General features: G+C 73.6%; 19 protein-coding genes, 1 pseudogene and 1 riboswitch. Of the genes and pseudogenes, 11 read left to right on the top strand and 9 right to left on the bottom strand.

The genetic code is table 11. From position 1 onward, the window contains the following. Both ACH4MY_RS28040 and ACH4MY_RS28035 read right to left on the bottom strand, forming a co-directional pair. The coding region (locus ACH4MY_RS28040) for a hypothetical protein (protein WP_398006517.1) at positions 1–563 on the bottom strand (563 nt) is incomplete at its 3' end. An 8-nt stretch (positions 564–571) separates the two neighbouring features. Continuing rightward, a pseudogene (locus tag ACH4MY_RS28035) lies at positions 572–895 on the bottom strand (transcriptional regulator); the annotation flags it as partial. A gap of 144 nt (positions 896–1039) precedes the next feature. After that, positions 1040–1148, top strand: a riboswitch (ZMP/ZTP riboswitch). Between the two features lie 28 nt (positions 1149–1176). Here ACH4MY_RS28035 and ACH4MY_RS28030 point away from each other — a divergent pair. Both ACH4MY_RS28030 and ACH4MY_RS28025 read left to right on the top strand, forming a co-directional pair. Then, entirely contained in the window at positions 1177–2031 is an 855-nt protein-coding gene (locus ACH4MY_RS28030; protein ID WP_398006516.1) for a bifunctional 5,10-methylenetetrahydrofolate dehydrogenase/5,10-methenyltetrahydrofolate cyclohydrolase, read from the top strand. Positions 2032–2169: 138 nt separating this feature from the next. Next, positions 2170–3243 carry a hypothetical protein gene (locus ACH4MY_RS28025; protein WP_398006515.1) on the top strand — a complete coding sequence of 358 codons (1074 nt, stop codon included), beginning with the start codon at positions 2170–2172 and terminating at the stop codon, positions 3241–3243. Positions 3244–3444: 201 nt separating this feature from the next. On the opposite strand, the gene ACH4MY_RS28020 is transcribed toward ACH4MY_RS28025, so the two are convergent. Then, on the bottom strand, positions 3445–4797 hold the full coding sequence (locus ACH4MY_RS28020) for an SWF or SNF family helicase (RefSeq protein ID WP_398006514.1): 1353 nt from the start codon (positions 4795–4797) through the stop codon (positions 3445–3447). Continuing rightward, positions 4794–7871 (bottom strand): DEAD/DEAH box helicase, encoded by a 3078-nt coding sequence (locus ACH4MY_RS28015; RefSeq protein ID WP_398006513.1) that lies wholly within the window; start codon positions 7869–7871, stop codon positions 4794–4796. The genes ACH4MY_RS28020 and ACH4MY_RS28015 overlap by 4 nt, the downstream gene beginning before the upstream one ends. 282 nt (positions 7872–8153) lie before the next feature. On the opposite strand from ACH4MY_RS28015, the gene ACH4MY_RS28010 reads away from it, so the two are divergent. Together ACH4MY_RS28010 and ACH4MY_RS28005 are read left to right on the top strand one after the other, a co-directional pair. Beyond that, positions 8154–9242 carry a fatty acid desaturase family protein gene (locus ACH4MY_RS28010; protein WP_398006512.1) on the top strand — a complete coding sequence of 363 codons (1089 nt, stop codon included), beginning with the start codon at positions 8154–8156 and terminating at the stop codon, positions 9240–9242. Positions 9243–9390: 148 nt separating this feature from the next. Next, the gene (locus ACH4MY_RS28005) at positions 9391–9936 is read left to right on the top strand and encodes an MOSC domain-containing protein (protein WP_398006511.1); all 546 of its coding nucleotides are present in this window, start codon (positions 9391–9393) and stop codon (positions 9934–9936) included. Between the two features lie 106 nt (positions 9937–10042). Here ACH4MY_RS28005 and ACH4MY_RS28000 read toward each other — a convergent pair whose 3' ends face one another. Further along, positions 10043–11419 carry a tannase/feruloyl esterase family alpha/beta hydrolase gene (locus tag ACH4MY_RS28000; protein WP_398006510.1) on the bottom strand — a complete coding sequence of 459 codons (1377 nt, stop codon included), beginning with the start codon at positions 11417–11419 and terminating at the stop codon, positions 10043–10045. A 211-nt stretch (positions 11420–11630) separates the two neighbouring features. Between ACH4MY_RS28000 and ACH4MY_RS27995 the strand changes: the two genes are divergently transcribed. Further along, a complete protein-coding gene (locus tag ACH4MY_RS27995; RefSeq protein ID WP_398006526.1) occupies positions 11631–12194 on the top strand; it encodes an HD domain-containing protein in 564 nt (187 codons plus the stop codon). A gap of 217 nt (positions 12195–12411) precedes the next feature. On the opposite strand, the gene ACH4MY_RS27990 is transcribed toward ACH4MY_RS27995, so the two are convergent. Both ACH4MY_RS27990 and ACH4MY_RS27985 read right to left on the bottom strand, forming a co-directional pair. Next, the gene (locus ACH4MY_RS27990; protein WP_398006509.1) at positions 12412–13281 is read right to left on the bottom strand and encodes a hypothetical protein; all 870 of its coding nucleotides are present in this window, start codon (positions 13279–13281) and stop codon (positions 12412–12414) included. 138 nt (positions 13282–13419) lie between these two features. After that, complete coding sequence (locus ACH4MY_RS27985; protein WP_398006508.1) at positions 13420–13767, bottom strand: hypothetical protein; 348 nt, start codon at positions 13765–13767, stop codon at positions 13420–13422. Positions 13768–13984: 217 nt separating this feature from the next. On the opposite strand from ACH4MY_RS27985, the gene ACH4MY_RS27980 reads away from it, so the two are divergent. Continuing rightward, on the top strand, positions 13985–14236 hold the full coding sequence (locus ACH4MY_RS27980) for a hypothetical protein (RefSeq protein WP_398006507.1): 252 nt from the start codon (positions 13985–13987) through the stop codon (positions 14234–14236). A 53-nt stretch (positions 14237–14289) separates the two neighbouring features. Here the strand turns inward: ACH4MY_RS27980 and ACH4MY_RS27975 are convergent, their stop codons facing one another. Next, positions 14290–16278 carry a bifunctional serine/threonine-protein kinase/glutamate ABC transporter substrate-binding protein gene (locus tag ACH4MY_RS27975; RefSeq protein ID WP_398006525.1) on the bottom strand — a complete coding sequence of 663 codons (1989 nt, stop codon included), beginning with the start codon at positions 16276–16278 and terminating at the stop codon, positions 14290–14292. 435 nt (positions 16279–16713) lie between these two features. After that, a complete protein-coding gene (locus ACH4MY_RS27970; RefSeq protein ID WP_398006506.1) occupies positions 16714–17322 on the bottom strand; it encodes a methyltransferase domain-containing protein in 609 nt (202 codons plus the stop codon). Between the two features lie 151 nt (positions 17323–17473). Between ACH4MY_RS27970 and ACH4MY_RS27965 the strand changes: the two genes are divergently transcribed. From ACH4MY_RS27965 to ACH4MY_RS27945, 5 genes are all read left to right on the top strand, one after another. After that, on the top strand, positions 17474–18307 hold the full coding sequence (locus tag ACH4MY_RS27965; protein ID WP_398006505.1) for an MHYT domain-containing protein: 834 nt from the start codon (positions 17474–17476) through the stop codon (positions 18305–18307). Positions 18308–18444: 137 nt separating this feature from the next. Next, positions 18445–21624 carry a nitrate- and nitrite sensing domain-containing protein gene (locus ACH4MY_RS27960; RefSeq protein ID WP_398006504.1) on the top strand — a complete coding sequence of 1060 codons (3180 nt, stop codon included), beginning with the start codon at positions 18445–18447 and terminating at the stop codon, positions 21622–21624. Further along, complete coding sequence (locus ACH4MY_RS27955; protein ID WP_398006503.1) at positions 21621–22055, top strand: roadblock/LC7 domain-containing protein; 435 nt, start codon at positions 21621–21623, stop codon at positions 22053–22055. Before ACH4MY_RS27960 ends, ACH4MY_RS27955 begins: the two co-directional genes overlap by 4 nt. A 13-nt stretch (positions 22056–22068) precedes the next feature. Next, positions 22069–22485 carry a DUF742 domain-containing protein gene (locus ACH4MY_RS27950; RefSeq protein WP_398006502.1) on the top strand — a complete coding sequence of 139 codons (417 nt, stop codon included), beginning with the start codon at positions 22069–22071 and terminating at the stop codon, positions 22483–22485. Beyond that, the gene (locus ACH4MY_RS27945) at positions 22466–23083 is read left to right on the top strand and encodes an ATP/GTP-binding protein (RefSeq protein ID WP_328490586.1); all 618 of its coding nucleotides are present in this window, start codon (positions 22466–22468) and stop codon (positions 23081–23083) included. Before ACH4MY_RS27950 ends, ACH4MY_RS27945 begins: the two co-directional genes overlap by 20 nt. Positions 23084–23176: the final 93 nt, after the last annotated feature.

The following is a 23176-nucleotide window of genomic DNA, read 5'->3' as shown; positions in this document are numbered from 1 at the left end:
TTCTGGTTGTCGCTGACGAGCACCACGGCGGAGAAGGCGGCCAGGGCGCCCTGGATGACGTATACGGACATCGAGGGTGTGTCGAAGATCCGGGGCCGTATGACGGGTGCCAGGAGCGTCCATGCGAGGACGGCCCCCGCGACCGATGTGGTGACGGTGTGACGGGGGAGGATGCGGAGCAGCGCCGGGGCGGCGAAGGCCAGGGCGAGTGCCGGCATGAGGTAGGTCGCGTCGGGCTGGCTGCGTGCCACGGCCGGGACGGCCACGAGCGCGCAGAGGACGGCCAGGGTGCTGGAGACCGCGAGCAGTCGGCGGCGCGGTCCTTGGCCGGGCGTCGTCGGGAGGTCGCGGATCGCGGCGATGATGTTGAACCTGCTGATGCGCACGCTGGTGGCCAGGATGGCGGCGAAGGCGATGAGCAGGCCCATGGCCAGTCCGTTGAGGACGCTTGTGGGGGTGATGGCGAACGCGATGCGGATGCTGCTACCGCCGACCGACCAGCCCTGGAAGATCCGCGCGGCCACCACGGCGACGCCCCAGCCGACCGCGACCCCGATGGCCACGCCCAGTGTGCTGGGGGGTGGGCCTCGACCCACAGCATCCGTCCGGCGGCGTCGCAGACCGCGAACAGATGCTCCCCGCCCGTCGCGTACGCCCCCATCAGCTCCCTGATCACCGGCATCGCCGCCGCCAGCGGATGACCGTCCCGGTACGCGGTCAATTCGTCCTCGTCGAGCTCCACCCGGGCAGCCCCGTCCGGACTCACGCGTGCGCGTGCGGAGCGCCGCCACGACGCGGCGACCAGCGGCCGGACGTTCCCGGTCTCGGCAGGGACCCCGTCCGTCGTGGTCGAGGGTTTCGGCCCCGTCCGCCCGGCAACCCACGCATCGCTCAACTCGGCCTCCTCGTCGAGGTCGTCCGGCCCGTCGGGCACATCGTGATGCGGCGGCGCGCCGCAGACAAGCGTCCCGGCACTCGGGCATATGCACCCTGTCCGGGAGCCGCCCCCGACCCGTCCCCGACCCGTCACGTAGAGTGGGGCTCGGGCCGTGACTGGCGCTGGAGGTGGATCACCACCGGGGAGCGGCCCGGCGGGAGCGCGTTCCACCGGCGCGACCGTACCGATGCCGTGCGCCTGGGCGAATCACCGGTCAGAGACGACGCCCAGGAGTTGCCATGTCCACCAGCACCGCCACCCTCATGGACGGCACGGCCCTCGCCCGCCGTACGGTCGAGGAGACCGCCGCCCGCGCCGCCGAGATCACCCGTCGCACCGGCGTCACCCCCTGCCTCGCGACCGTCCTGGTCGGCGCGGACCCGGCCTCCGTGACGTACGTGAAGATGAAGCAGAACCGCTGCGCGAAGGCCGGAATCCGCTCCCAGCACGTCGAGCTCCCCGCCTCCACGACGACCGAGGAGCTCGTCGCCGCGATCACGGCGCTCTCCCAGGACCCCGAGGTCCACGGCATCCTCCTCCAGCACCCCGTCGGCCCGCACATCGACGAGCGCGCCGCGTTCGAGGCCATCGCACCGGAGAAGGACGTCGACGGTGTCACCATGGCCTCCTTCGCCGCCATGGGCTTCGGTCTGCCCGGCTTCGTCTCCTGCACGCCCGGCGGCATCATGCGCCTCCTCGACGCGTACGACGTCGAACTCCGGGGCAAGCGCGCCGTCGTCGTCGGCCGCAGCGCGATCCTCGGCAAGCCGGCCGGTCTGCTCCTCCTCGGCCGCGACGCCACCGTCACCTACTGCCACTCCCGGACCGAGGACCTCTCCTCCGTCGTCCGCGAGGCCGACGTCCTCGTCGCCGCCGTCGGCAAGCCGAACTTCATCAAGGGCGCCGACATCAAGCCCGGCGCCGTCGTCGTCGACGCCGGCTACAACCCGGGCAACATCGGCGACGTCGACTTCGCGTCGGCCGCCGAGCGCGCCTCCCTCATCACCCCGGTCCCCGGTGGTGTCGGTCCCATGACCATCGCCGTGCTCCTCGCCCAGACGGTCGAGGGCGCGGAGCGCCAGCTCGGCCTGTAGGGACGACGTGTGACGGGGCGGCAGCGGCGGTGGTGGCGTGCGGGAGCGGCGCCGACGATTGTCACGGTTCTGTACGGGCGTCGCCCGGTGCGCGGAAATGGGTGGCCGGACGGCCGCCGAACGGCGAACCTGGACCGCGTGCCGCACCCGTCCACCGACACCCCACCGCCGGACCGCCGACCGGGCGAACCCGACCTGCTCGGCGCGTCCGCTGCGCAGGCCGAGTCCACCCCGCGTGACGTGTCCCCTGCGCACGTCCAGTCCGGCTCGCGTGACGCGGCCGAGCCGGGCGACGCGTCCGACCACGTCGATGCGTCCGGCGCGCGTGACGCGTCCGGCGCGCACGACGTCTCCGACCCGGACTACTCGTCCGGGTCGCGCGGTTCAGGTGACCCGGTCGGTGCCTCGACTCTGCTCGGTGCCTCGGATCTGCTCGGCGCGCCGGACCAGGTCGGTGCGGCAGCCCGCCCCGGCGGTGCGTCCCGCTCCAGCGACGCTGCCGGCCCCGGGGATACGTTCGGCCCCGGCGACACGTCCGACGCCGGCGACACGTCCGGCGGGAGTCGGGCGCGCCGCTCCGCCGTGGCGCCGCGAGCCGGCTCCGAGTCCGGCTGGTCTCCCCGGCTCGTCCGGCTCGGCGCGCCCCGGCCCGGCCCCGCCGCGCGGCGCGCCAACCGGTTCGGCGTGCCGCTCGTCCCGCTGCTCGTGGCCGCCCTCGTGGCGACCGCCTTCCTCGCCGCCCGTGGCGGAACAGAGCAGAGCGTGTCCACCGCCGGCCGGCCGGGCGAGGACGCGATCGGCGCTCCGCCGCCCGTCGTCGGCGGAGACGGCCGGCCCGAGGCCACCCCGCCCGGCGACGGAGGACCGGCCGACACGCGCACCGGCGACACCGGGGCCACCGGCACCCGTACCGCCGACACGCCGACGGCAGACGCGGGCACGGACGGCACACCGACCCGCACCGCGCGCCCACAGCGGTCCGCTCCCCCCGGGGACAGCCCGTCCCCGACGCCTTCCCGCACCGGGAGTACCACCGCCCGCCACACCCGACCGCCTCCGCGACGCGTGACGGTGGCTCCGAGCGGCCCGTCTCCTTCGAGGCGCTGCGCGTCGGCGACTGCTTCGACATCGACCGCGACGCGCCGGGCACCGCCCTCCGGCGCGCCTGCGACACGCCGCACCAGGCCGAACTCGTCGCCCGGCTCCGCCTGACCGGCCTGCGCGCCACCGACGCGGCGATCCGTGAGGCGGCGACCCTGCTGTGCCGCGAACCGCTGCGCCGCAAGGCCGCGCGGCAGCCGGCCGGCACGCGCTGGACCACCTTCGTCCAGTACCCGTACCGAACCAGCTACCTCCTCGGTTCGGACACCGTCGCCTGCAGCCTGGCCGCCTCCTCCGCCACCGGCGGCAAGATCAGCCACCGGCTCCGGTAGGGCCGGCGGCGAGGGCCGTCGCCAGGGCGGTGGCCGGATCGCGGTCGGGCGGTCCGGCGGGGGACCAGCGGGCCCCGGACTTGAGGTACGGCCACCAGCGCCCGTCCTCACCGAGCCGTAGCTGCGTCTCCGCGCCCACCACGGTCCAGCGCGCGCCCGCCCGTCGCAGTACCGGCCGCTCGTCGTCCTCCCAGGCCTCCGAGAGCCGGGCCCCGGCCCAGGTGAGAGCCTCGGCGTCCGGCGTCCACTCCTCCTCCAGTACGGCGAGGGCGGCGGCGCCCCCGAACCGCCACGCGCGCATGGCCAGGTCCATCTCCGCCCGTGTCCGCCCCGAACCGGAGGTGAGCCGCGCCGCGATCCACGGCGCGGGGGAGCCCGACGCGAGCCGCACCGCGTCCTGCGCAGCCGTCAGCGGCGGCGCCTCAGCAGGGGATCCGCCGACCGCGCCGCCACCGAGCACGCCCGACGCGCCGACGGTGAGCGCCTCCACGAGCATGCGGTGGGCGCGGTCCGCCGCGTCCGACGCGAGGAATTCGAGCGCCTCCGGGTCGATCCCCGGCCCCGGCTCCGTATCCGTGTCAAGGGACGGCGACCGGCCCGGCGCGTCAGGGGCGACCGGTGGGGCGGGCAGCGGCGGCAGCAGGAAGGCCGCCGCGTACGCCTCCTCGGCCGACACGCCGGGCATCCCGCCGACGCCCTCGGCGCCGTCCGCGTCCGGCGTGTCGTCCGCTCCCCGCCCGCCGCGCACGGCACGGGAGACGCTGCGCTCCTGCAGCTGGTCCAGGAGGGTGCGCTCGCCGCGCCCCCGCATCAGGAGCAGCACGAAGGGGTCCTCGTCGAGCAGGCGCGCCACCTGGTAGCAGAGCGCCGACGTGTGCGGACAGTGGTCCCACGCCTCGCAGCCGCACTCCGGATCGAGGTCGCCGATCCCCGGCAGCAGATCGAGTCCGGCCGCCGCCGCGTCCTCCACCAGGTGCGGCGGCATCTCGCGGTCGAGGAGTGCCGCGATGTGGCCCGCGCTGTCCACGGCGAGGTCGAGAAGCCGTTCCCACTCCTCCTCCGAGAACTCCCGGACCAGCACGTCGCTGCGGTGCGCCGTGCCGTCCCGGTCCTTGACCACCGCCGTGATGCGGCCGGGCCGCACCGACACGGCGCCCACCGCGCCCGCCCGCGCCTGCCGGCGTCCCGCCTTGAGCTGCTGGCCGTCGAGCGCCGTGTCCTCCAGGGCCTTGAGCCACGCCCGGCCCCACCAGGTGCGGGTGAAGGCCGCGCCCTGCGAGGGAGGCAGCGCCGCGAAGGTCCGCTCGTCGCCCTCGTGTCCGTACTCGCTCATCGTCCGTCCCCCCGCAGTCGTACGAGCTCCGCCAACTCGGCATCGGTCAGTTCGGTCAGCTCCGGCGGGGTGTCCCCGCCCGCGCCGAGGACGGAGTCCGCCAGCTCCCGTTTGCGGTCGAGCATGGTCGCGATCCGGTCCTCGATCGTGCCCTCGGCGATCAGCCGGTGCACCTGAACCGGTCGGTCCTGTCCGATCCGGTACGCGCGGTCGGTGGCCTGGGCCTCCACGGCCGGGTTCCACCAGCGGTCGTAGTGCACGACGTGTTCCGCGCGGGTGAGGTTGAGGCCCGTGCCGGCGGCCTTCAGGGAGAGCAGGAAGACCGGGACCTCGCCGTTCTGGAAGCGGACGACCATCGCCTCGCGCTCGGCGACCGGTGTCCCGCCGTGCAGGAACTGGGTCCGTACCCCGCGTGCCGCGAGATGCGCCTCCAGGAGCCTGGCCATCCCCACGTACTGGGTGAACACCAGCGTGCAGGCGCCTTCGGCGAGGATCGTGTCGAGCAGTTCGTCGAGCAGTTCCAGCTTGCCCGAACGGCCCTCGATCCTCGGCCGTTCCTCCTTGAGGTACTGCGCCGGATGGTTGCAGATCTGCTTGAGACCGGTCAGCAGCTTCACGACCAGACCGCGCCGCTCCATGCCGTCGGCCTCGGAGATCGCCTCCAGGGTCTCCCGTACCACCGCCTCGTAGAGACCGGCCTGTTCCGGCGTCAGGGAGACGGTGCGGTCGGTCTCCGTCTTCGGCGGCAGCTCGGGTGCGATGCCCGGGTCCGACTTGCGGCGGCGCAACAGGAACGGACGGACCAGCGCGGCCAGTCGTGTGGCGGCGGCCGGGTCCCGGCCCCCCTCCACGGCGGCGGCGAACCGCGTCCGGAAGGTGCCCAGGCTGCCGAGCAGTCCCGGGGTGGTCCAGTCGAGGATGGCCCAGAGCTCGGAGAGGTTGTTCTCCACCGGTGTGCCGGACAGCGCCACGCGCGCGCGTGCCCCGATGGTCCGCAGCTGCTTGGCCGTCGCCGAGTACGGGTTCTTGACGTGCTGCGCCTCGTCGGCGACGACGAGTCCCCAGGTCCGCGCGGCGAGTCGTGGCGCGTCGAGCCGCATGGTGCCGTACGTGGTGAGGACGAAACCGCCGTCGGCCAGGTCCTCCAGGTCACGGGTGGCGCCGTGGAAACGGCGCACGGGCGTGCCGGGCGCGAACTTCTCGATCTCCCGCTGCCAGTTGCCCATGAGCGAGGTCGGGCAGACGACGAGGGTGGGCCCTGCGGAGGCCGGGTCGGACTGCCGGTGGAGATGCAGGGCGATGACCGTGATCGTCTTGCCGAGTCCCATGTCGTCGGCGAGACAGCCGCCGAGGCCGAGCGAGGTCATCCGGTGCAGCCAGTCGAGACCGCGCAGCTGGTAGTCGCGCAGGGTCGCGGCGAGCGCCGGGGGCTGGGAGACCTCCGGCCGGCCGCCCTCGGGATCGGCGAGCCGCTCCCGCAGCCGCTCCAGCCAGCCGCTCGCCGCCACCTCGACGGTGTGGCCGCCGATCTCCGTGGTGCCGGTGAGAACGGCCGAGAGGGCGTCCACCGGAGTCAGCTTCCGGTCCGAGTGGGACCGGGCCCGGTGTACCTCGGCCGGGTCGACCAGCACCCACCGGTCACGCAGGCGCACGAGGGGTCGCCCGGCCTCGGCGAGCCGGTCGAGCTCGGCGCGGCTCAGCTCGTGATCGCCGACGGCGAAGCGCCAGTTGAAGCCGAGCAGAGCGTCGGCGGAGAGGAAGGAGGGAAGCCCGGAGGAGCGGCTCTCGTCGGACTCCTGAGAGTCCTCGGCTTCCCCGGTTCCTCCGATGCCCCCGACTCCTCCGGGTCGCGTGGCCTCTCCGAAGCCCTCGGGGGGGCGCCCCGCCTCGTGGGCCGTTCCACCCGTCGGGCCGATCACCGCGCTCGCGGTCAGCCGGTCGGCGAGCTCGCGCGGCCAGTGCACCTGGACCCCGCTCGCACTGAGGGCGCGCCCCGGCGCGCCGAGGAGCTCCGCGACCTCCTCGTCGGCGAGTTCGACGGTGTCGGGTACGGCCGCGGTCAGGAGCGGGGCCAGCGGGGGCCAGGCGCGGGCGGCGCGCCGCAGTGCGAGGAGGGCGTCCATCCGGGCCCGGGGACCGAACGCGGCTCCCGTCCGGCCGGAGCCCGCCCATACCTCCGCCGCGTCCGCGACCAGCGTCGGATCGGCGACGCCGTGCAGTTGCAGCACCGCACGGAAGGTCGGCGCCTCCTCCGACTCGGCGGTGAAACCGGGAAGTTCGAGCCGGAGCGAGAGCCGAACGCCCGCGTCGTGCACTGCGGCCACATCGGCGGCCCACGCCCGGTGCTCGGGAATCGTCTGCGGCGTGTGGGTCGCGAAGGCCGGCCCGCCGGCGGCGAGGGGAGCCGCCGGGGTACGGGGCAGGGCGTCGGCGACGGCGTCGGCGAAGGCGCGGAGCAGCGCCTCGGGTTCGGGAAGGAGCGGCGGCTCGTCCGACGACAGCGGTACGGCGTGGGCCGTGGGCGGCATCGACGCGGCGAGCGTCCGCAGTTCGGCCAGTTCGGCGGGGCCGAGGGGACCTGCTCGCCAGGCGTCGACGTCACCGGGCGTGAGGCCGGGTAGGAGCAGGCCGCGGGCGACGAGGTCGAGGGCGAGGAGCGAGGCGGCGCCCCAGAAGGCACTCGCGGGGGACGCGGCGTCGGAGAAACGGGCGCGGGCGAGCAGCGGCAGGGAGTCCCGTACGGAGAGGGTGAACGCGGGAACGGTCACCGGCCGAAGGGTCTCGCCGTCCACCACCGTGATGTCGACGGGGACCGGCGTGGCGTCCGGGGCGGTGTGTCGGGCGGTGCCCGGTGTGTCCGAGGTGCCTGTGCCCGTGTCTGTTCCTGCGCCTGCGCCGGTACCCGTGCCGTCGGGTGTGTCCGGCAGTGCGTCACCGTCCGGCGACCAGAAGGCGATCCGGCCTGCGCGAGGCGGATCGGCGGGAAGGAAGACGGCGGAGAGGCGGGTGAGTTCGCGGGGGAGTTTCAGAGCGGGTTCGCGGGCGGGATCATCGGGTCCGTGCGACAGCGACAACGCATTCCTCAAATTTGACTACCTGACGTCCGAGCCGCCGAGGGTACCTGACGCGAAGCCGCGACGGCGCGCTCATCTCGCGTGATCCACACCACAGCCCCGCGAGGGTGGGGATCTCCCTACCTCCGGCCCCCGGCGCGCCCCCGCCCCGGGGCGGGTGGTGACGCCATGGCTCCGGACGCCCGCGGATCCGTACGTTCTCGGTAGGCGCCCACAGGCCGAACGAACACGGAACCCGCCGAGTCGCCGCCGGATCCCGACCGACAGAAACCGGAGCCAGCCATGTCCCAGGCCACCATCCTGCCCCCGGCCGCCGCACCCGCCGCGGCGCCCGGCCGCGCCAGGGGCGGCAGCGAGTTCTCCCCGCTCCTGCGGATGGTCAGGGAACAGGGCCTCCTCGAACACCGCCCCGCCTGGTACGCCCGCGGCATCGCGGTGAACCTCTTCGGCATCGCCGCCGTGGTGGCCGGACTCGCCCTGATCGGTCCCTCCTGGTGGGTCCTGCCGCTCGCCGTACCCCTCGCGCTGCTCTCGGCCCGGGTCGCCTTCGTCGGCCACGACGCCGGACATGCCCAGATCACGGCGAACCGGAAGGTCAGCCGGATCGTCCAGCTCGTCCACGCCAACCTTCTGCTCGGCATGAGCAGGGAGTGGTGGAACGACAAGCACAACCGTCATCACGCCCACCCCAACCACCTCGACAAGGACCCGGACGTCGCGGCCGACATCCTCGTCTTCGCCGAGCACCAGACCACCGGTCGCAAGGGGCTGCGCGGATTCCTCACCCGCCACCAGGCCTGGCTGTTCTTCCCCCTGACGACCCTGGAGGGCATCGCGCTCAAGGTGTACGGGGTCCAGTCCCTGCTGGCGAAGGACGGACCCTGCCGCACCCGCCGCGAGCGGCTCGTCGAGGGCTCGCTGCTCCTCGCCCACTTCGCCGGATACACGGCCCTGCTGCTCACCCTCCTCACCCCCGCCCAGGCCCTCGTCTTCGCCCTCGTCCACCAGATGCTGTTCGGAGTGCACCTGGGTATGGCCTTCGCCCCCAACCACAAGGGCATGGAACGGCCCGACGAACACGCGGACGGCGAGAGCTGGGGTCATCTGCGGCGCCAGGTGCTGACCTCGCGCAACATCCGGGGCGGCGTCCTGACCGACTGGTTCCTCGGCGGGCTCAACTACCAGGTCGAGCACCACCTCTTCCCGAGCATGCCGCGCCCCCATCTGCGCCTCGCTCAGCCCGCCGTCCGTGCCCACTGCGCCGCACTCGGCGTCCCGTACACCGAGACCGGCTTCGTGGACTCGTACCGCCAGGCCCTCGGTCATCTTCACGAGGTGGGCGCGCCGCTGCGTTCCGAGTGGGCCGAGTAGGGTCGGGGACGGTCACGCGAGGTGTGATCATCGGTTCGGCAGTCGGCAGTCGGCAGTCGGCAGTCGGGGCAGTCGGTGACCGGCGGTCGAACCCGCCGGTGGCCGGCTTTCCGGCCGCGGGAGAGCGGAGAAGGGGGAGTTCCTCGCCATGAGCGACGGTACGGTCACCACGGTCAGCAGTAACGGCACGTACACGTTCACCAAGCCCAACAGGGAGGGCATCACCCTCCTCGCCGGGCTCGGCGTGGAGGGCGACGTCCACGCTGGCGTCACGGTGAAGCACCGCTCCCGTGTCGCTCAGGACCCGACCCAGCCCAACCTGCGCCAGGTCCACCTCATCCACGCCGAGCTCTTCGACGACGTCGCCGGCGCCGGCTTCGAGGTCGCCCCGGGCGACCTCGGCGAGAACGTCACCACCCGGGGCATCGACCTCCTCGGTCTGCCCACCGGCACCCGTCTGTACCTCGGGGCCGAGGCCGTCGTCGAGGTCACCGGACTGCGCAATCCCTGTGCCCAGATCGACAACTTCCGGCACGGACTCCTCAAGCAGGTCCTCGGCCGTGACGAGAACGGCGAGATCGTGCGCAAGGCCGGGATCATGGGGATCGTCCTGAGCGGCGGGGAGGTGCGGCCCGGCGACCCGATCCGCGCCGAGCTGCCCGAGGGCCCGTACCGCCCGCTGGAAAGGGTCTGAGCGAGAGCGCAGAGCCGGCCGGAGGGGTCTGGCCGGGAGCAGTGCTCACCGGACCAGGGTCTGACCGGAACCGAGCTGCCCGCCGGGGCCGGTCGGCGCCCCCGGCTCACTCCTCCAGAGCGCAGGAGTTGACCACGTCACCGCTCGCGGGCCGCGCGATCGTGCGGTCCGTCGGCGGCGCCGTACCGTTCTCCACCCAGCGCGTCAGCGCGTCGAACGCGGAGCGGTAGCACGGCAGGATCGGACGCAACTGGTCCGGATACGTGTCGTACAGGCCGTCGGTGTGCGTCCCGTCCCGCACCGTGTAGTACCGGTGCAGCCCACCCCGGCCCCGCGCGTCGATCATCCGGGTGTAGACGTCCGAGTCCGTGGCGATGGGCAGCAAGGTGTCCAGGTCGCCGTGGAGTGTGATGAGCGGCTTGCCGATCCGTCCGTCCAGCGCGACCTTCGCGACCGCTCGGTGGACGGAGGCAGGCCGGGACGCGTAGTCGTACGAGGCGTCCGAGGCACAGGGCGCGAAGATCTGCTCCACGGTCGCGCCGGCGGTGGCGCCGGGGCACGCCGGATCGTACGAGGGGTCGAACTCGGCCCGGAAGATCTTCTGCGTCAGTCCCCAGTACGCCTTCTCGTGGTACGGCCAGAGGAAGCGTGAACCGGGCGCGAAGCCCGCCCCGATCAGATCCTCGTCGGAGGCCTGCCCGAGCGATCTGGCCACGGTCACCGGGAGGCTTGTCAGCAGATTGGGGCCCCGCGTGGTCCACAGCACGCCCTCCCAGTCGACCCCGCCGTCGTACAGCTCGGGACGGTTCTCCAGCTGCCAGCGCGTCAGGTACCCGCCGTTGGAGATGCCCGTCATGTACGTGCGTTCCGGGGACCGGCCGTAACGCTGCCGCACGGCCTTCTTGGCGGCCCGCGTCAGCTCGGTCACCCGCCGGTTCCACTCGGCGACCGCGTCGCCCGGGCCCCGTCCGTCGGTGAAGAAGTCCGGTCCCGTGTTGCCCTTGTCCGTGGCCGCGTAGGCGAAGCCCCGGGAGAGGACCTGGTCGGAGATGAGGGCGTCCGTCGAGTACTGCCGCCGGGTGCCCGGCGCGCCGGTGACGACGAGCCCGCCGTTCCAGCGGTCGGGCAGCCGGATGACGAACTGCGCGTCGTGGGCCCAGCCGTGGGTGGCGTTGAGCCGCGAGTCGTCGGGGAAGTAGCCGTCGACCTGGACTCCCGGCACACCCGAGGGATTACGGGTCCCCCGGGCGGCGAGCCCGGCCTGGTCCGTCGTGTCGGTGTACGGCGTGCCGGCCAGCCCGGCGGTCGTCAGATCCGCGAGACAAGCGGACTGCTGGTGTTCGGCGCCGGGGACCCGGAGCCGGTCCTGCCGCGCGCAGTGCGAGGTGGCGGGCTCCTCCGCCCCGGCGGGGCTCGCGGGGGCGAGGACGGTGACCCCGGTCAGAAGCGCGGCGAACAGGGAGACGCCTGGGAACAGGCGCATGAGAGACCTCCGGTGGGGCGACGGAAAGGGATGGGCGCCACATCGTGCGGCGCGCCCCTCCCGCCGGGCCATGTCCTGGGACCACACCTCGGTCCGTCGTCCTATGGGGCACAGGATCGAGACAAGGACCACCGAAGCCGTGGTCAGCGGTCTCGGCCGAACTCATTACGCTGCCGGAGTGGACACTCCGTCGGCGGACGAGATACGCGCGATGCACCTGAGGCACGCACCGAATGAAGAGGCCTTCGAGCTCGTCTTCACACACTGCGAGATCGTGTGGAAGGTGGCCGAGCGGCTGATCTCTCGGGCGGCCCTGGACGTCGACGTGGACCTCGTGCGCGCGGGCTGCCTGCTGCACGACATCGGCGTGTACCGCCTCTTCGACGCCGAAGGGCGGCTGGACGGCCGGAACTACATCCGCCACGGCCTCCTGGGGCACGAGATCCTCGTGGCCGAGGGGCTGCCGGAGGTCGTGTGCCGGTTCTGCTCGTGCCACACGGGGGTCGGACTGACCAAGGAGGACGTGGTCAGCCAGGGTCTGCCGCTGCCTCCCGCCGACTATGTGGCGATCACACAGGAGGAGCGGCTGGTGATGTACGCGGACAAGTTCCACAGCAAGAGCACACCGCCGAGGTTCCTGTCCCCGGACACCTACGCCCGGTCCGTGAGCCGGTTCGGCCAGGACAAGGTCGTGGCGTTCGGGGCACTGCGCACGATGTTCGGAGACCCGGAACTCGACGAGCTCGCCGCGACGTACGGCCACGCCCTGACCTGACGGCTCGCGGCTCCTCAGGCCGGGCGGGCGAGCGGCACGACACGGACAGGGGCCGGACGCACGGCTCAGTACGGGCAGGCACCGGGCGCCCGCCCCGGGGCGGACACGCGGCCCCACCTGTCAGGGGCGGTCGTACGGTTACGGTGCCACCCGTCAGGACGGCCATGTGCGCACGCTGCCGGCCCGCGGGACGGCCATACGTTCACGGTGCCACCCGTCAGGACGGTCGTACGGCCATCGCGTCGAGGGATTCGAGGAGCGCGGGGAGCCGGGGTCCCCGTGTCACCGGCAGCACCTCGCGCGGCAGCTCGTCGAGGAGGATGAACGCCATGTCGTCGGCCCTGGCCGCGAGCGACCAGCCGGGGCCGTCCGCGCGGAGCATCCGCGTACCGGCGTCCGCGCCGGGGGCGGACCGCACCCGGCCCACCGGCGGCGGGTCTTCCAGATAGCCGCGCAGCTCGTCCAGGGCCCGCCTGACTCCGGCGGAAGAGCCGCCGCCGCTGGGTGCCGCCCCGGCGGGTACGGCCCCCGGGGCTGCGGCCTCGGTGCCGGGAACCGCCGGGCCCGCCGGAGCCGCGTCGTCGTCGCTCACCTGGGCGCGCCAGGCCGCCCACTGGAGGGCCACCTCGTCGGCGCCGAGGCGTCGCTGGGCAGGACCCCACTCGTCGCCGGAGGGCGGGACGAGCGGGGCCGGGTCGCCCTCCTCCGGCGCGGGGTCGTGCGGGGCCGGTACGCCCGGGGCCCGGCTGCGCACCGCCAGCGGCCAGCCGGGCAAGCCGGCCACCACCGAGTTCTCGTCGGGGGAGAGGTCGTAGGCCATGCCGCAGTCCCAGGAGGAGATGGCCACCGCGACGAGCGAGACATCGTCGACGACGACCGTCCAACGCGCCCCGAGCCCGTCCTGGCCGAACACGAGCCCGTACCCCTCCGCGTACGGCTGCAGCCCCAGCGCCGCGCAGGCCGCCGGGTAGTCGTCGCCGAGCACGCTCGGGAAACGCGCGGGTGTCAGCAGGGCCGCGGTCAGTACGAACAGCGCGTCGGCATCGCCGTCGGCCTCGGCCTCGGCGATCGGGTCGGTCCCAGCCACGCATGCCTCCCCATCTGGTTGTCGGCGCACCTTAACCAGTGAGTAGGGAGGCCTGTCCATAGCCCGGAGCCGTGACCTGCATCGCCGTAGGGCCGCGACGGCCGACGATCAAGCCTTTCGCGCCGCACGTCCCGCGCGTCACTCCCCGGCCGACCCGTCGGATCGTCCCGGAGCACGAGGCTCCTCGCGGAGTCCGAGCAGCGAGCGGGCCACGGCGCCGGGCGACTCGTTCCGTTCCCGGGCGAGGGTGAGCAGGGCTCGGCAGGCCAGCTCGTTGACCCCGAACGACAGCATGCCGGGGGAGACCCTGCTCGCCGCCTCCTCGGCCCTCGCCGGGTCGTCCTCGGCGCACGCGGCCACGTACTCCGCCGCCGCCTCGAAGAGGTTGTGCCCCTGCCGGGGCCGGGGTGGCGTCGGCGCGGCGGTCTCGGGCGCCCGCCGGGCGGAGGGAAGGAGTCTGCGGAGTCGTTCCGATACCCGTGCCACGCCCCACCGCCTTCCCCGGGCAGGACTGCCCGGCATGTCCACGGTAAGCAGTGAAGTGCCGGGAAAAAAGAGGGCGTTGGCGTCGGTGATGGCAAGGTGCCGTGATGGAGGGCCGACGAGGTACGGCGTGGGAGGAACACGGCCCGGTCGAGCGGCCCCGGTCGAGTGGCCCCGGTAGAGCGGCCCCGGTCGGGCGGAGCCGGGGCGCGCGGGGGACATGACGGATGCCCCTCACGAGAGCGACAAGTACGCGCTCAAGTCCGTGGGCGCCGGTGGAATCTACGTGTGCGACGAGGGGCTTTCGAGTACGCAGCCGCGCGACGGCCGGGCCACGAAGCCGCTGGCCACGCGCAGCATCAAGATCGACTACCTGTTCGGCCCGTCTGCCGGGACGGTCGTCTCGTGCGACGTGACGGCCGACGAGGGCCAGTCGGACCACTACCCGGTCAAGGCGCGGTTCCGCTTCTGAGCGCGGTGACCCGGAACCCGGTCCGGGACACCCCGAGGGTGTCCCGGACCAGATCACTCCGGTTGCGGAGGCGTGTCCGTACCGAGGAGCGGGAGGTTCTTCTCGACGGCCTTGCGCCAGGAGCCGTCGGAGATCATCCGTTCGAGCGCGGTCGTGACCCTTCCCCGAAGCGGACTGCCCTTCGGGAGGCCGACGCCGTAGCGCTCGTCGCTGACGCGGAAGCCGGCGAGCTTGAACCGGCCCTTGTACGTGTCCTGCGCGGCGTAGCCGGCGAGCAGCGCGTCGTCGGTGCTGAGGGCGTCGACGGCACCCGAGGCCAGGTCGTCGACGCAGCGCGAGTAGGTGTCGCGGGTCACGACCTGCGCCTGGGGGGCGAGTCTCGCGGGGATCATGAGTGCGGAGGTCGAGCCGGTGGCCGCGCAGACCTTCTTGCCGTTGAGATCCGTCGGGGTCCTGACGGAGCTGCCCGTCGGCAGCAGGACGTCCTGATGGGCCACAAGATAGGGGCCGGCGAAGTCGATGCTCTTCTTTCGTGCCTCGTTGATCGTGTAGGTGGCCACGACGAGGTCGACGTCGCCGCCGGCGAGGGCTGACTCACGGGTGGCGCTCCGGACCTCCTTCCAGACGACCTCGGCCGGAGCGTGTCCGAGTGCGCGGGCGAGGTAGTTCGCGACGTCCACGTCGAGACCGGCGTAGGTGCCGTCCGGCTTCTTCAGGCCGAGACCGGGCTGGTCGAACCTGATTCCGATGGTGATCTTGGGGCCGCCGCCGGTCGGGCTCGCCGCGGACGCGTCAGTGGACGGCGTGGACGGCGTGGACGGCGTGGACGAAGAGGACGCGCTCTGACCGCCGGGCCGGCCCGCGACACGGTCGCCCTCTCCGCCTTCCTGCCCGCCACCGAGGGGAAGGAGGTTCCAGACGAGCACGCCGCCGAGCACGACGACGGCCCCCGCCGCCGCGGCGTACACCCCGGTACGCGGCTTGTGTGCCGAGGGCGGCAGGGGAGGCCGGGGCGGTGGCGGAGGCGCGAGAGGGAAGGCGGTGGCGGTGTCGGCGGTGGCATCGACGGAGAAGGGCGGCGCCGCGGCTGCCTGCGCTCCGCCGCCCGGCGGGATCGCGTCCCGGGGCTCGCCGTCGACGGCGGGCCGCCCGCCGTCCGCGACCGCTTCCGGAGCCTGAAGTGGAGCGTGATCCTGATCCTGAGGTAGAGGTTCAGGTTGAGAGCGGGCGAGGCCCGGGGCCGGGGGTTCGGCTTGAGGTCGAGTCTCGGCGTTCGCCTCCGCTTCGACGTCTGCGAGCAGACGATCCAGCGACCCGCCGTCCGGGCGTGCGCCCGGATCCCGTACCAGCACGCTCGTCAGCACCCGTGTCAGCGGCCCGGCGCGACGGGGCGGCGGCACGTCCTCACCGAGCACGGCCGCGAGCGTCGCGAGGGTGTTGGCCCGGCGCAGCGGGTGGTGACCTTCGACCGCCACGTACAGGGTCATCGCCAGGGACCAGAGGTCGGCGGCGGGCCCGCCCTCCTCGCCGCCGACGCGTTCGGGTGCCATGTAGTCGGGCGTGCCGATGATCGAGCCCGCGGCGGTGAGGGCCGTGGCCCCGTGGATCGCCGCGATGCCGAAGTCGGTGAGGACGGGCAGGCCGTCGGGCCGCAGGAGGACGTTCGCCGGCTTGATGTCGCGGTGCTGGATGCCGGCCGCGTGCGCGGCGCGCAGTCCGGCCAGGATTCCGCGCCCCAGAGTGGCGGCCGCGCCCGGTGTGAGGACGCCCCGGTCGAGCCGGTCCTGGAGCGAGCCGCCGGCGACCAGCTCCATGACGAGCCAGGGGTACGTGCCTTCGCCGCCGTCGACGATGTGATGGATGGTCACCACCTGGGGGTGCGCCACGCGCGCGAGGGCCCGGGCCTCGCGGAGGACCCGGATACGGAGTTCCCGGGCGCCCTCGGGGTCGTACTCGGCCAGTGCAGGGTCGGGAGGGCGTACCTCCTTGAGGGCCACCTCACGGTGGAGTGCCAGGTCCCGTGCTCTCCACACGGTGCCCATTCCGCCCCCGCCGAGCCGCGCCAACAGCTCGAACCGATCGTCGACAACCCGCGCCACTCACAGCCCCCTCGCCCCGACACGGCCCCCGGCGGGACCTGGTGAGTCCCGCGGCCTCGGACCGTCGCCCGCCCCGACTCTGCCACATCCGGCCGACGGATCCGGCCGGTTCGAGGAGGGCCGATCGGCGGCGGCGCTCCGCCCGCGTCCGGGCCATGACGCGGCCCTGACACGCGGCGGATGTCACTCCTCCGCAGCCGGCCGGACGCCGCCGTGCAGGCCCGTCGCGCCCGGGCCGTGTCCTGGCCAACGCCTCGGTCGACGCTGTGGGGCTGGGCAGGGCCGTATGAGGCCGTGTGGGGCCGTTGCGAGGCGGTGGGAGGCGGTGGGAGGCCGTGCACGGTGCCGGTGCGGGGCCGCACCGGTGCGCGTGGAGGCTCAGCCCTCCCGTACGGCCGTGGCGAGATAGCGCGCGTCCTCGTCGACGTAGCTGACGAGCCGCCAGCCGGCCTCGGCGAGTACCGGGCGCAGCCGGGGTTCGGCGCGTAGGTCCTCCGGGGTGATCCGCCGGCCGTGGCGGGCCGCGAGCGCGGCGCGGCCGATCGGGTGGAAGAGCGCGAGCCGGCCGCCGGGCCGTACGACACGGGCGAGTTCACGCAGGTCGGCGACAGGTTCCGCGAGGTGCGAGATGAGCCCCGCGCCGAAGACGGCGTCGAGCGCGCCGTCGCGCACAGGGAGGCGCCCGACGTCGGTGAGCAGCAGTGTCGCGGTGCCGTCGGCTCCGCCGCGACCGGCCCCGGCGGCCTGTTCGAGCATCTCGGGGGTGAGATCGGCGCCGAGTACGGTGCCGGAGGGGCCGACGGCGGCGCGGAGCGGCGGGAGGGCCCGCCCAGTCCCGCAGCCCGCGTCGAGCACCGCGTCGCCCGGGCGCAGACCGAGTTCGTCCACCGCGGCCGCGTAGGCGGGCCCGTCGTCGGGGAACCTGCTGTCCCAGTCGGCGGCGCGAGCGCCGAAGAACTCTCGGACGTGTGTGGGGTCATCGCTCATGCGGACATGATCCCGTACCCGGAGGGGTGAACGATCTGTGTGCACGTTCGAGTCCTGCGCGATCGTTCGGGATCATCTCTCTGTCATATTCCATCAGCTTTCGAAATGCGCCCCTGGTGCGCCCCCCGATGCGCACTAGCGTCCCTGAGCCATGGGACACCTGGACCACGCCACCTTCGGCTGGCTGACACCTGCACTGTCGTACGCGATGGCCTGCGTCGGTGCCGCCCTCGGGCTGCGCTGCACCGTACGGGCACTCGACGCGACAGGCCGCTCGCGACGCAACTGGCTGCTCACCGCCGCCTCCGCGATCGGCACCGGCATCTGGACGATGCACTTCGTGGCGATGCTCGGCTTCGGCGTGACCGGCACCGACATCCGCTTCGACGTTCCGCTCACCATCCTCAGCCTCGTCATCGCCATGGCGGTGGTCGGCGTCGGAGTGTTCGCCGTCGGCTACGGACGCGACCGCGTCCGCTCGCTCCTGATCGGCGGGCTCACCACGGGAGTCGGCGTGGCGAGCATGCACTACATGGGCATGGCCGCTCTCCGGCTCCACGGCGAGGTGCGGTTCGACCCCCTGCTCGTCGGCCTCTCGGTGCTCATCGCCGTCGTCGCCGCCACCGCGGCTCTGTGGGCGGCCCTCAACATCCACTCGCCCGCGGCCGTCGCCGTCGCCTCGCTCGTGATGGGCGCGGCCGTCAGCAGCATGCACTACACGGGCATGTTCGCGGTGCGGGTGGACGTGACGCCCTCCGGCGCGAGCCTCTCCGGGGCCACCGTCATGCAGTTCATCTTCCCGCTCGCCGTCGGCCTCGGCTCCTACCTCTTCATCACCTCCGCGTTCGTCGCCCTCTCCCCGACCGCGAAGGAGCGGGCCGCCTACGCCTCGGCCGGGCGCCTCACCGAGCCCGACGAGCGTGCGGCGGACGTCGCGCCTCCCGGCTTCCGCGCCGCGCAGACCGCCCGTACGCCCGTGAACTGATCCGTACTCCTCCCGTCTCACCCCCTTCCCGTCTCACCCCCTTCCCGTCTCACCCCCTTCCCGTCTCCCCATTCCCGCCTCACCCCTCTCGTAGGACCCACCGCACCAGAGACAGTCGCAGCCGGAACGAGGAGGCCATGCGAACTCCCCGCAAGACCAAGGGCACCGAGGCGACGGCGCCGCCGTCGGCGGCCGCGCGCGGGCGTCGCGCACACGCCGGGCCGCCCGCCGACGAGCCGGGGGAGCCCACCCCCGAGGCCTCCACCACCGCTGGCCACGCGGCCACCTGCCACGCGGCCTCCTCCCATCGAGCCGGCACCACAGCCGCCCCCGCTCCGCCCGCGCCTCCTGCCGGAACCGGAGCAGGAGACGGATCAAGAGCAGACGCCAGAGCAGGGGCCGGATCCGGAGTCGACGGGCGCCTCGATGCCCGCCTCGACGTCCGCCCCCCGCGGCACGGTCTGCGCCCCCGTACCGTCCGCGCCAAGATCGTCTCGCTCCTGATGGTCCCCGTCGTCTCGCTGCTCGCGCTCTGGGGATTCGCCACCGTCACCACCGCCCAGGACATCGCCCGGCTCCGCCAGCTCCAGCGCGTCGACGCCGAGATCCGCGAGCCCGTGACGGCCGCCCTCGCCGCCCTCCAGGCCGAACGGCGCGCCGCCGTACGCCAGGTGGCCGCCCCCGGCGCCACCCGGGCCGCCGAGCTCAAGGACCGGATTCGCCGGACGGATGAGGCCGTCGGCCGCCTCCGCCTGAACGACACGCACACCGTCGGCGACACCGGCGATCTGCCCGGCGACGTCGGCGACCGGGTGAGCGCGTTCGTCGGCAAGGTCGAGGGCCTCGCCAAGCTCCGCACCGCCGCCACCGACGGACGGGCCGACTGGGACCAGGTCTACGAGGAGTACACCGCGGTGGTCTCCGCCGCCTTCGCCGTCGGCGGCGCCCTCACCGGCATCCAGGACACCCGACAGGGATCCGACGCGCGCGTACTCCTGGAATTCGGCCGGGCGGGGGAGATGCTCTCCCGTGAGGACGCCCTCCTCACCTCCGCCCACCTCGTCGGCCGGTTCACCGAGGAGCGGCTCCGCGCCTTCTCCGGCGCCGTCGAGACCCGGCGCACCCTCACCGCCTCCGCCACCGCCGACCTGCCCGCCGCCGAACACGCCGCGTGGACCCGCCTCGCCGCCGGAGACCACACCCGCCTCATCCGCGCCGAGGACCGGATCAGCGCCGCGAGCCCAGGGCGCCCCGCCGCCCAGGCGGTCACCTCCACCGACTGGGACGACACCCTCGCCGCGGTACGGAACGGACTCACCGCGATCGAGACCGACGCGCGCACCGCGGCGGCCGATCGCGCCGACCCCTTCGCGGGCGGTGTCCTCAGCGCGGGTGGCGCTGCGGTGGTCCTCGGCCTCGCGGCCGTCGCCGCCTCCCTCGTCATCTCCGTACGGATCGGCCGCGGACTCGTCGTCGAACTCGTCAGCCTCCGCAACACCGCCCTCGGCATCGCACGCGGCAAACTTCCCGCCGCCATGCGACGGCTGCGCGCCGGAGAGGAGATCGACGTCCAGGCCGAGGCGCCCCCGGGACCCGTCTCCCAGGACGAGATCGGCCAGGTCGGCGAAGCCCTCACCACCGTCCACCGCGCGGCCCTCTCCGCCGCTGTCGAACGCGCCGAACTCGCCAGCGGCATCTCCGGCGTCTTCGTCAACCTCGCCCGTCGCAGCCAGGTGCTCGTCCACCGCCAGCTCAACCTCCTGGACAGCATGGAGCGGCGCGCCGACGATCCCAACGAACTCGGCGACCTCTTCCGGCTCGACCACCTCACCACCCGTATGCGCCGCCACGCCGAGAGCCTGATCATCCTCTCGGGGGCCGCCCCCGGCCGTGCCTGGCGGATGCCCGTCCCCCTCACCAACGTCGTCCGCGCCGCCGTCTCCGAAATCGAGGACTACGCGCGCGTGGAGGTACGACGGCTCCCCGAGACGGCCGTCGTCGGCGGCGCCGTCGCCGACCTCACCCACCTCCTGGCCGAACTCATCGAGAACGCCGCCCAGTTCTCCCCGCCCCACACCAAGGTGCGCGTCAGCGGCGAACCCGTCGGCAACGGATACGCCCTGGAGATCGAGGACCGGGGACTCGGCATGGGCAGGGAGACGCTCGCCGAGGCCAACACCCGCATCGCCCAGTCCGAGGCCCTCGACCTCTTCGACAGCGACCGGCTCGGCCTGTTCGTCGTCAGCAGGCTCTCCTCGCGTCATGACATCAAGGTGCAGCTGCGGACCTCGCCGTACGGCGGCACGACGGCCGTCGTCCTGCTCCCGACCGACCTCCTGCAGGGCGCGCTGCCGCCGGGCCGCGCCACCTCGGCGAGCGGCCACGGACCCGACACGCCTCACGCCGGAACCCCGCACGTACGGGATCCCGGTACGCCCGCCCCCGGCGCGGGCCACTCGGGTACGGACGACCGGCGCGGCCACGACGGGCATGCGACGGACGACCGGCTCGGTGCGGACCGGCTCGGCTCCGACCGTCGTACGGACGACGCGCGCGCCGCACGCGAACGCGAGGAGGCGCATCGCGCCGAGGCCCGCCGCTTCGGCCGCCCGCAGATGACCCGCCCCCCGGCACAGTCCGGTCCGCCCCCCGTGGGCCCCGCGCTCGCCGCAGGCCCGCAGGCGGGCCCCGCCCTCGCCGGGGGCACCCCCGCCGGACCCGTTCCGGCGCCCCGTGGGACCGCTCAGAGATCACCGGCCGGAGCCGGGCCCGGGAACCTGCCGAAGGAGGCGGGTGGCCCCAGGCCGCCGGTCCCGCCGCAGGCGCCGCCCTCCTCGCGCCCACAGTCCCTGCCTCGCCCGACCGCCGTGCCCGCGCTCGCGCCGCCCTCGGAGCCGGGGCCCCCACCGGCCCGGGTCACGGAACTGCGCCGCCGCGGCCCCTCCGTACCGCCACCGGCCCGTGAACAGCGGCCCGGCACACCCGCCGGCCAGGCCGGTCCCGCGGGGCACGGCGACCCGGAGGGCGAACTGCCCCGCCGCGTACGGCAGGCGAGTCTCGTTCCACAGCTGCGTGAGGCGCCCGCGCCGGCACCGGTGTTCGTACCGACGGCGCAGGGCACGGACGCCCGCACCCCCGAGGTCGTACGGGACAGGATGTCGGCCTACCAGGACGGCTGGCAGCGGGGCGGCGGCGCCGCTCCGGGGAGCAGGCGCCCTCTCGGAAGCGGTACCGGTACCCATGCGCGCCCCGGCCACGAACCCGGCCACGGAACGACCCCCCTCGACGACCCCCCTTCCGAAGGAGACCACGCATGATCGACCACGAGAGGATCTCTCACCACCGACCCGGCGAACTCGACTGGCTCCTCGACGACCTCGTCATGAGGGTCAGGGAGGTCCGCCACACCGTCGTGCTCTCCAACGACGGACTGGCCGTCGGGGCCTCGAACGGACTCAGCCGCGAGGACGCGGAGCACCTGGCCGCCATCGCCTCCGGCTTCAACAGCCTGGCCAAGGGCGCGGGACGCCAGTTCCACACGGGCGGGGTCCGCCAGACCATGGTCGAGATGGACGACGGCTTCCTCTTCGTCGCCGCGGCGGGGGACGGCTCCTGCCTCGCCGTCCTCAGCTCCGTGAGCGCCGACATCGGCCTCATCGCCTACGAGATGGCCCGCCTCGTGAAGCGCGTCGGCGAGCACCTGCACACCCCGCCGCGGCTCACGGTGACCCCGCCGGCCGCCGGCTGACCCGGAGACATCCATGAACGAGGACAGCACCGGCGGCGGCCCGTCCGCGCCGGGCAGTCAGTGGTACGACGCCGACGCCGGACCGCTCGTACGCCCGTACGCGATGACCGGCGGACGGACCAAGCCGGGGCCCAGCAACGTACGGTTCGACCTCATCGCCCTCGTCGTCGTGGACGACGACCCGCCCGGGCCCGCCGAGGAGTCCCTCCTCGGACCCGAACACCGGTCCCTGCTCACCCTGTGCCGGGCCGAGACCCAGTCGGTGGCCGAGCTCTCGGCCGACGCCGACCTGCCCGTCGGCGTCGTCCGGGTCCTCCTGGGCGACCTCCTCGAATCGGGCTTCGTGCGCGTCAGCCGGCCCGTACCGCCCGCACAGCTCCCCGACGAAAGAATCCTGAGGGAAGTAATCGATGGCCTACGAGCGCTCTGAGAGCACCGGTGCGGACGACGGCGCGGACACCACCGCCCTCGCCCTGAAGATCCTGGTCGCCGGTGGATTCGGTGTGGGCAAGACCACCCTCGTCGGCGCGGTCAGCGAGATCCGGCCGCTCCGCACCGAGGAACAGCTCAGCCGAGCCGGGGAGCTCGTCGACGACACGGGGGGAGTCGACCAGAAGACCACCACGACCGTCGCCATGGACTTCGGCCGCATCACGATCCGCTCCGGGCTCTCCCTGTACCTCTTCGGGACGCCGGGCCAGGACCGGTTCTGGTTCCTGTGGGACGAGCTGTCACAGGGTGCCCTGGGGGCCGTCGTCCTCGCCGACACGCGGCGGCTCGAGGACTGCTTCCCCGCGGTCGACTACTTCGAGCACCGGAAGATCCCCTTCGTGGTCGCCGTCAACTGCTTCACGGGCGCGCGTACCTACGGCGCGGCCGACGTCTCCCGCGCGCTGGACCTGGACCGGGGCACACCCGTGGTGCTGTGCGACGCACGCGACCGCGACTCCGGCAAGGAGGTGCTCATCCGGCTGGTCGAGTACGCCGGACGGATGCACACCGCCCGGCTCCTCGACACCGTGGGCTGAGCCGCCCGGGCGTCACCGGTACGCCGGCGGCGGACCGTGTCCTCGGTGTCCAGGGCGGGCCGGACGATCAGCCGCCGGCCGGAGCGCCCAGCG

It is taken from the genome of Streptomyces sp. NPDC017246 (assembly GCF_044331325.1).
Classification (GTDB): Bacteria; Actinomycetota; Actinomycetes; order Streptomycetales; family Streptomycetaceae; genus Streptomyces.
This window is presented reverse-complemented; position numbering and strand designations above follow the sequence as displayed.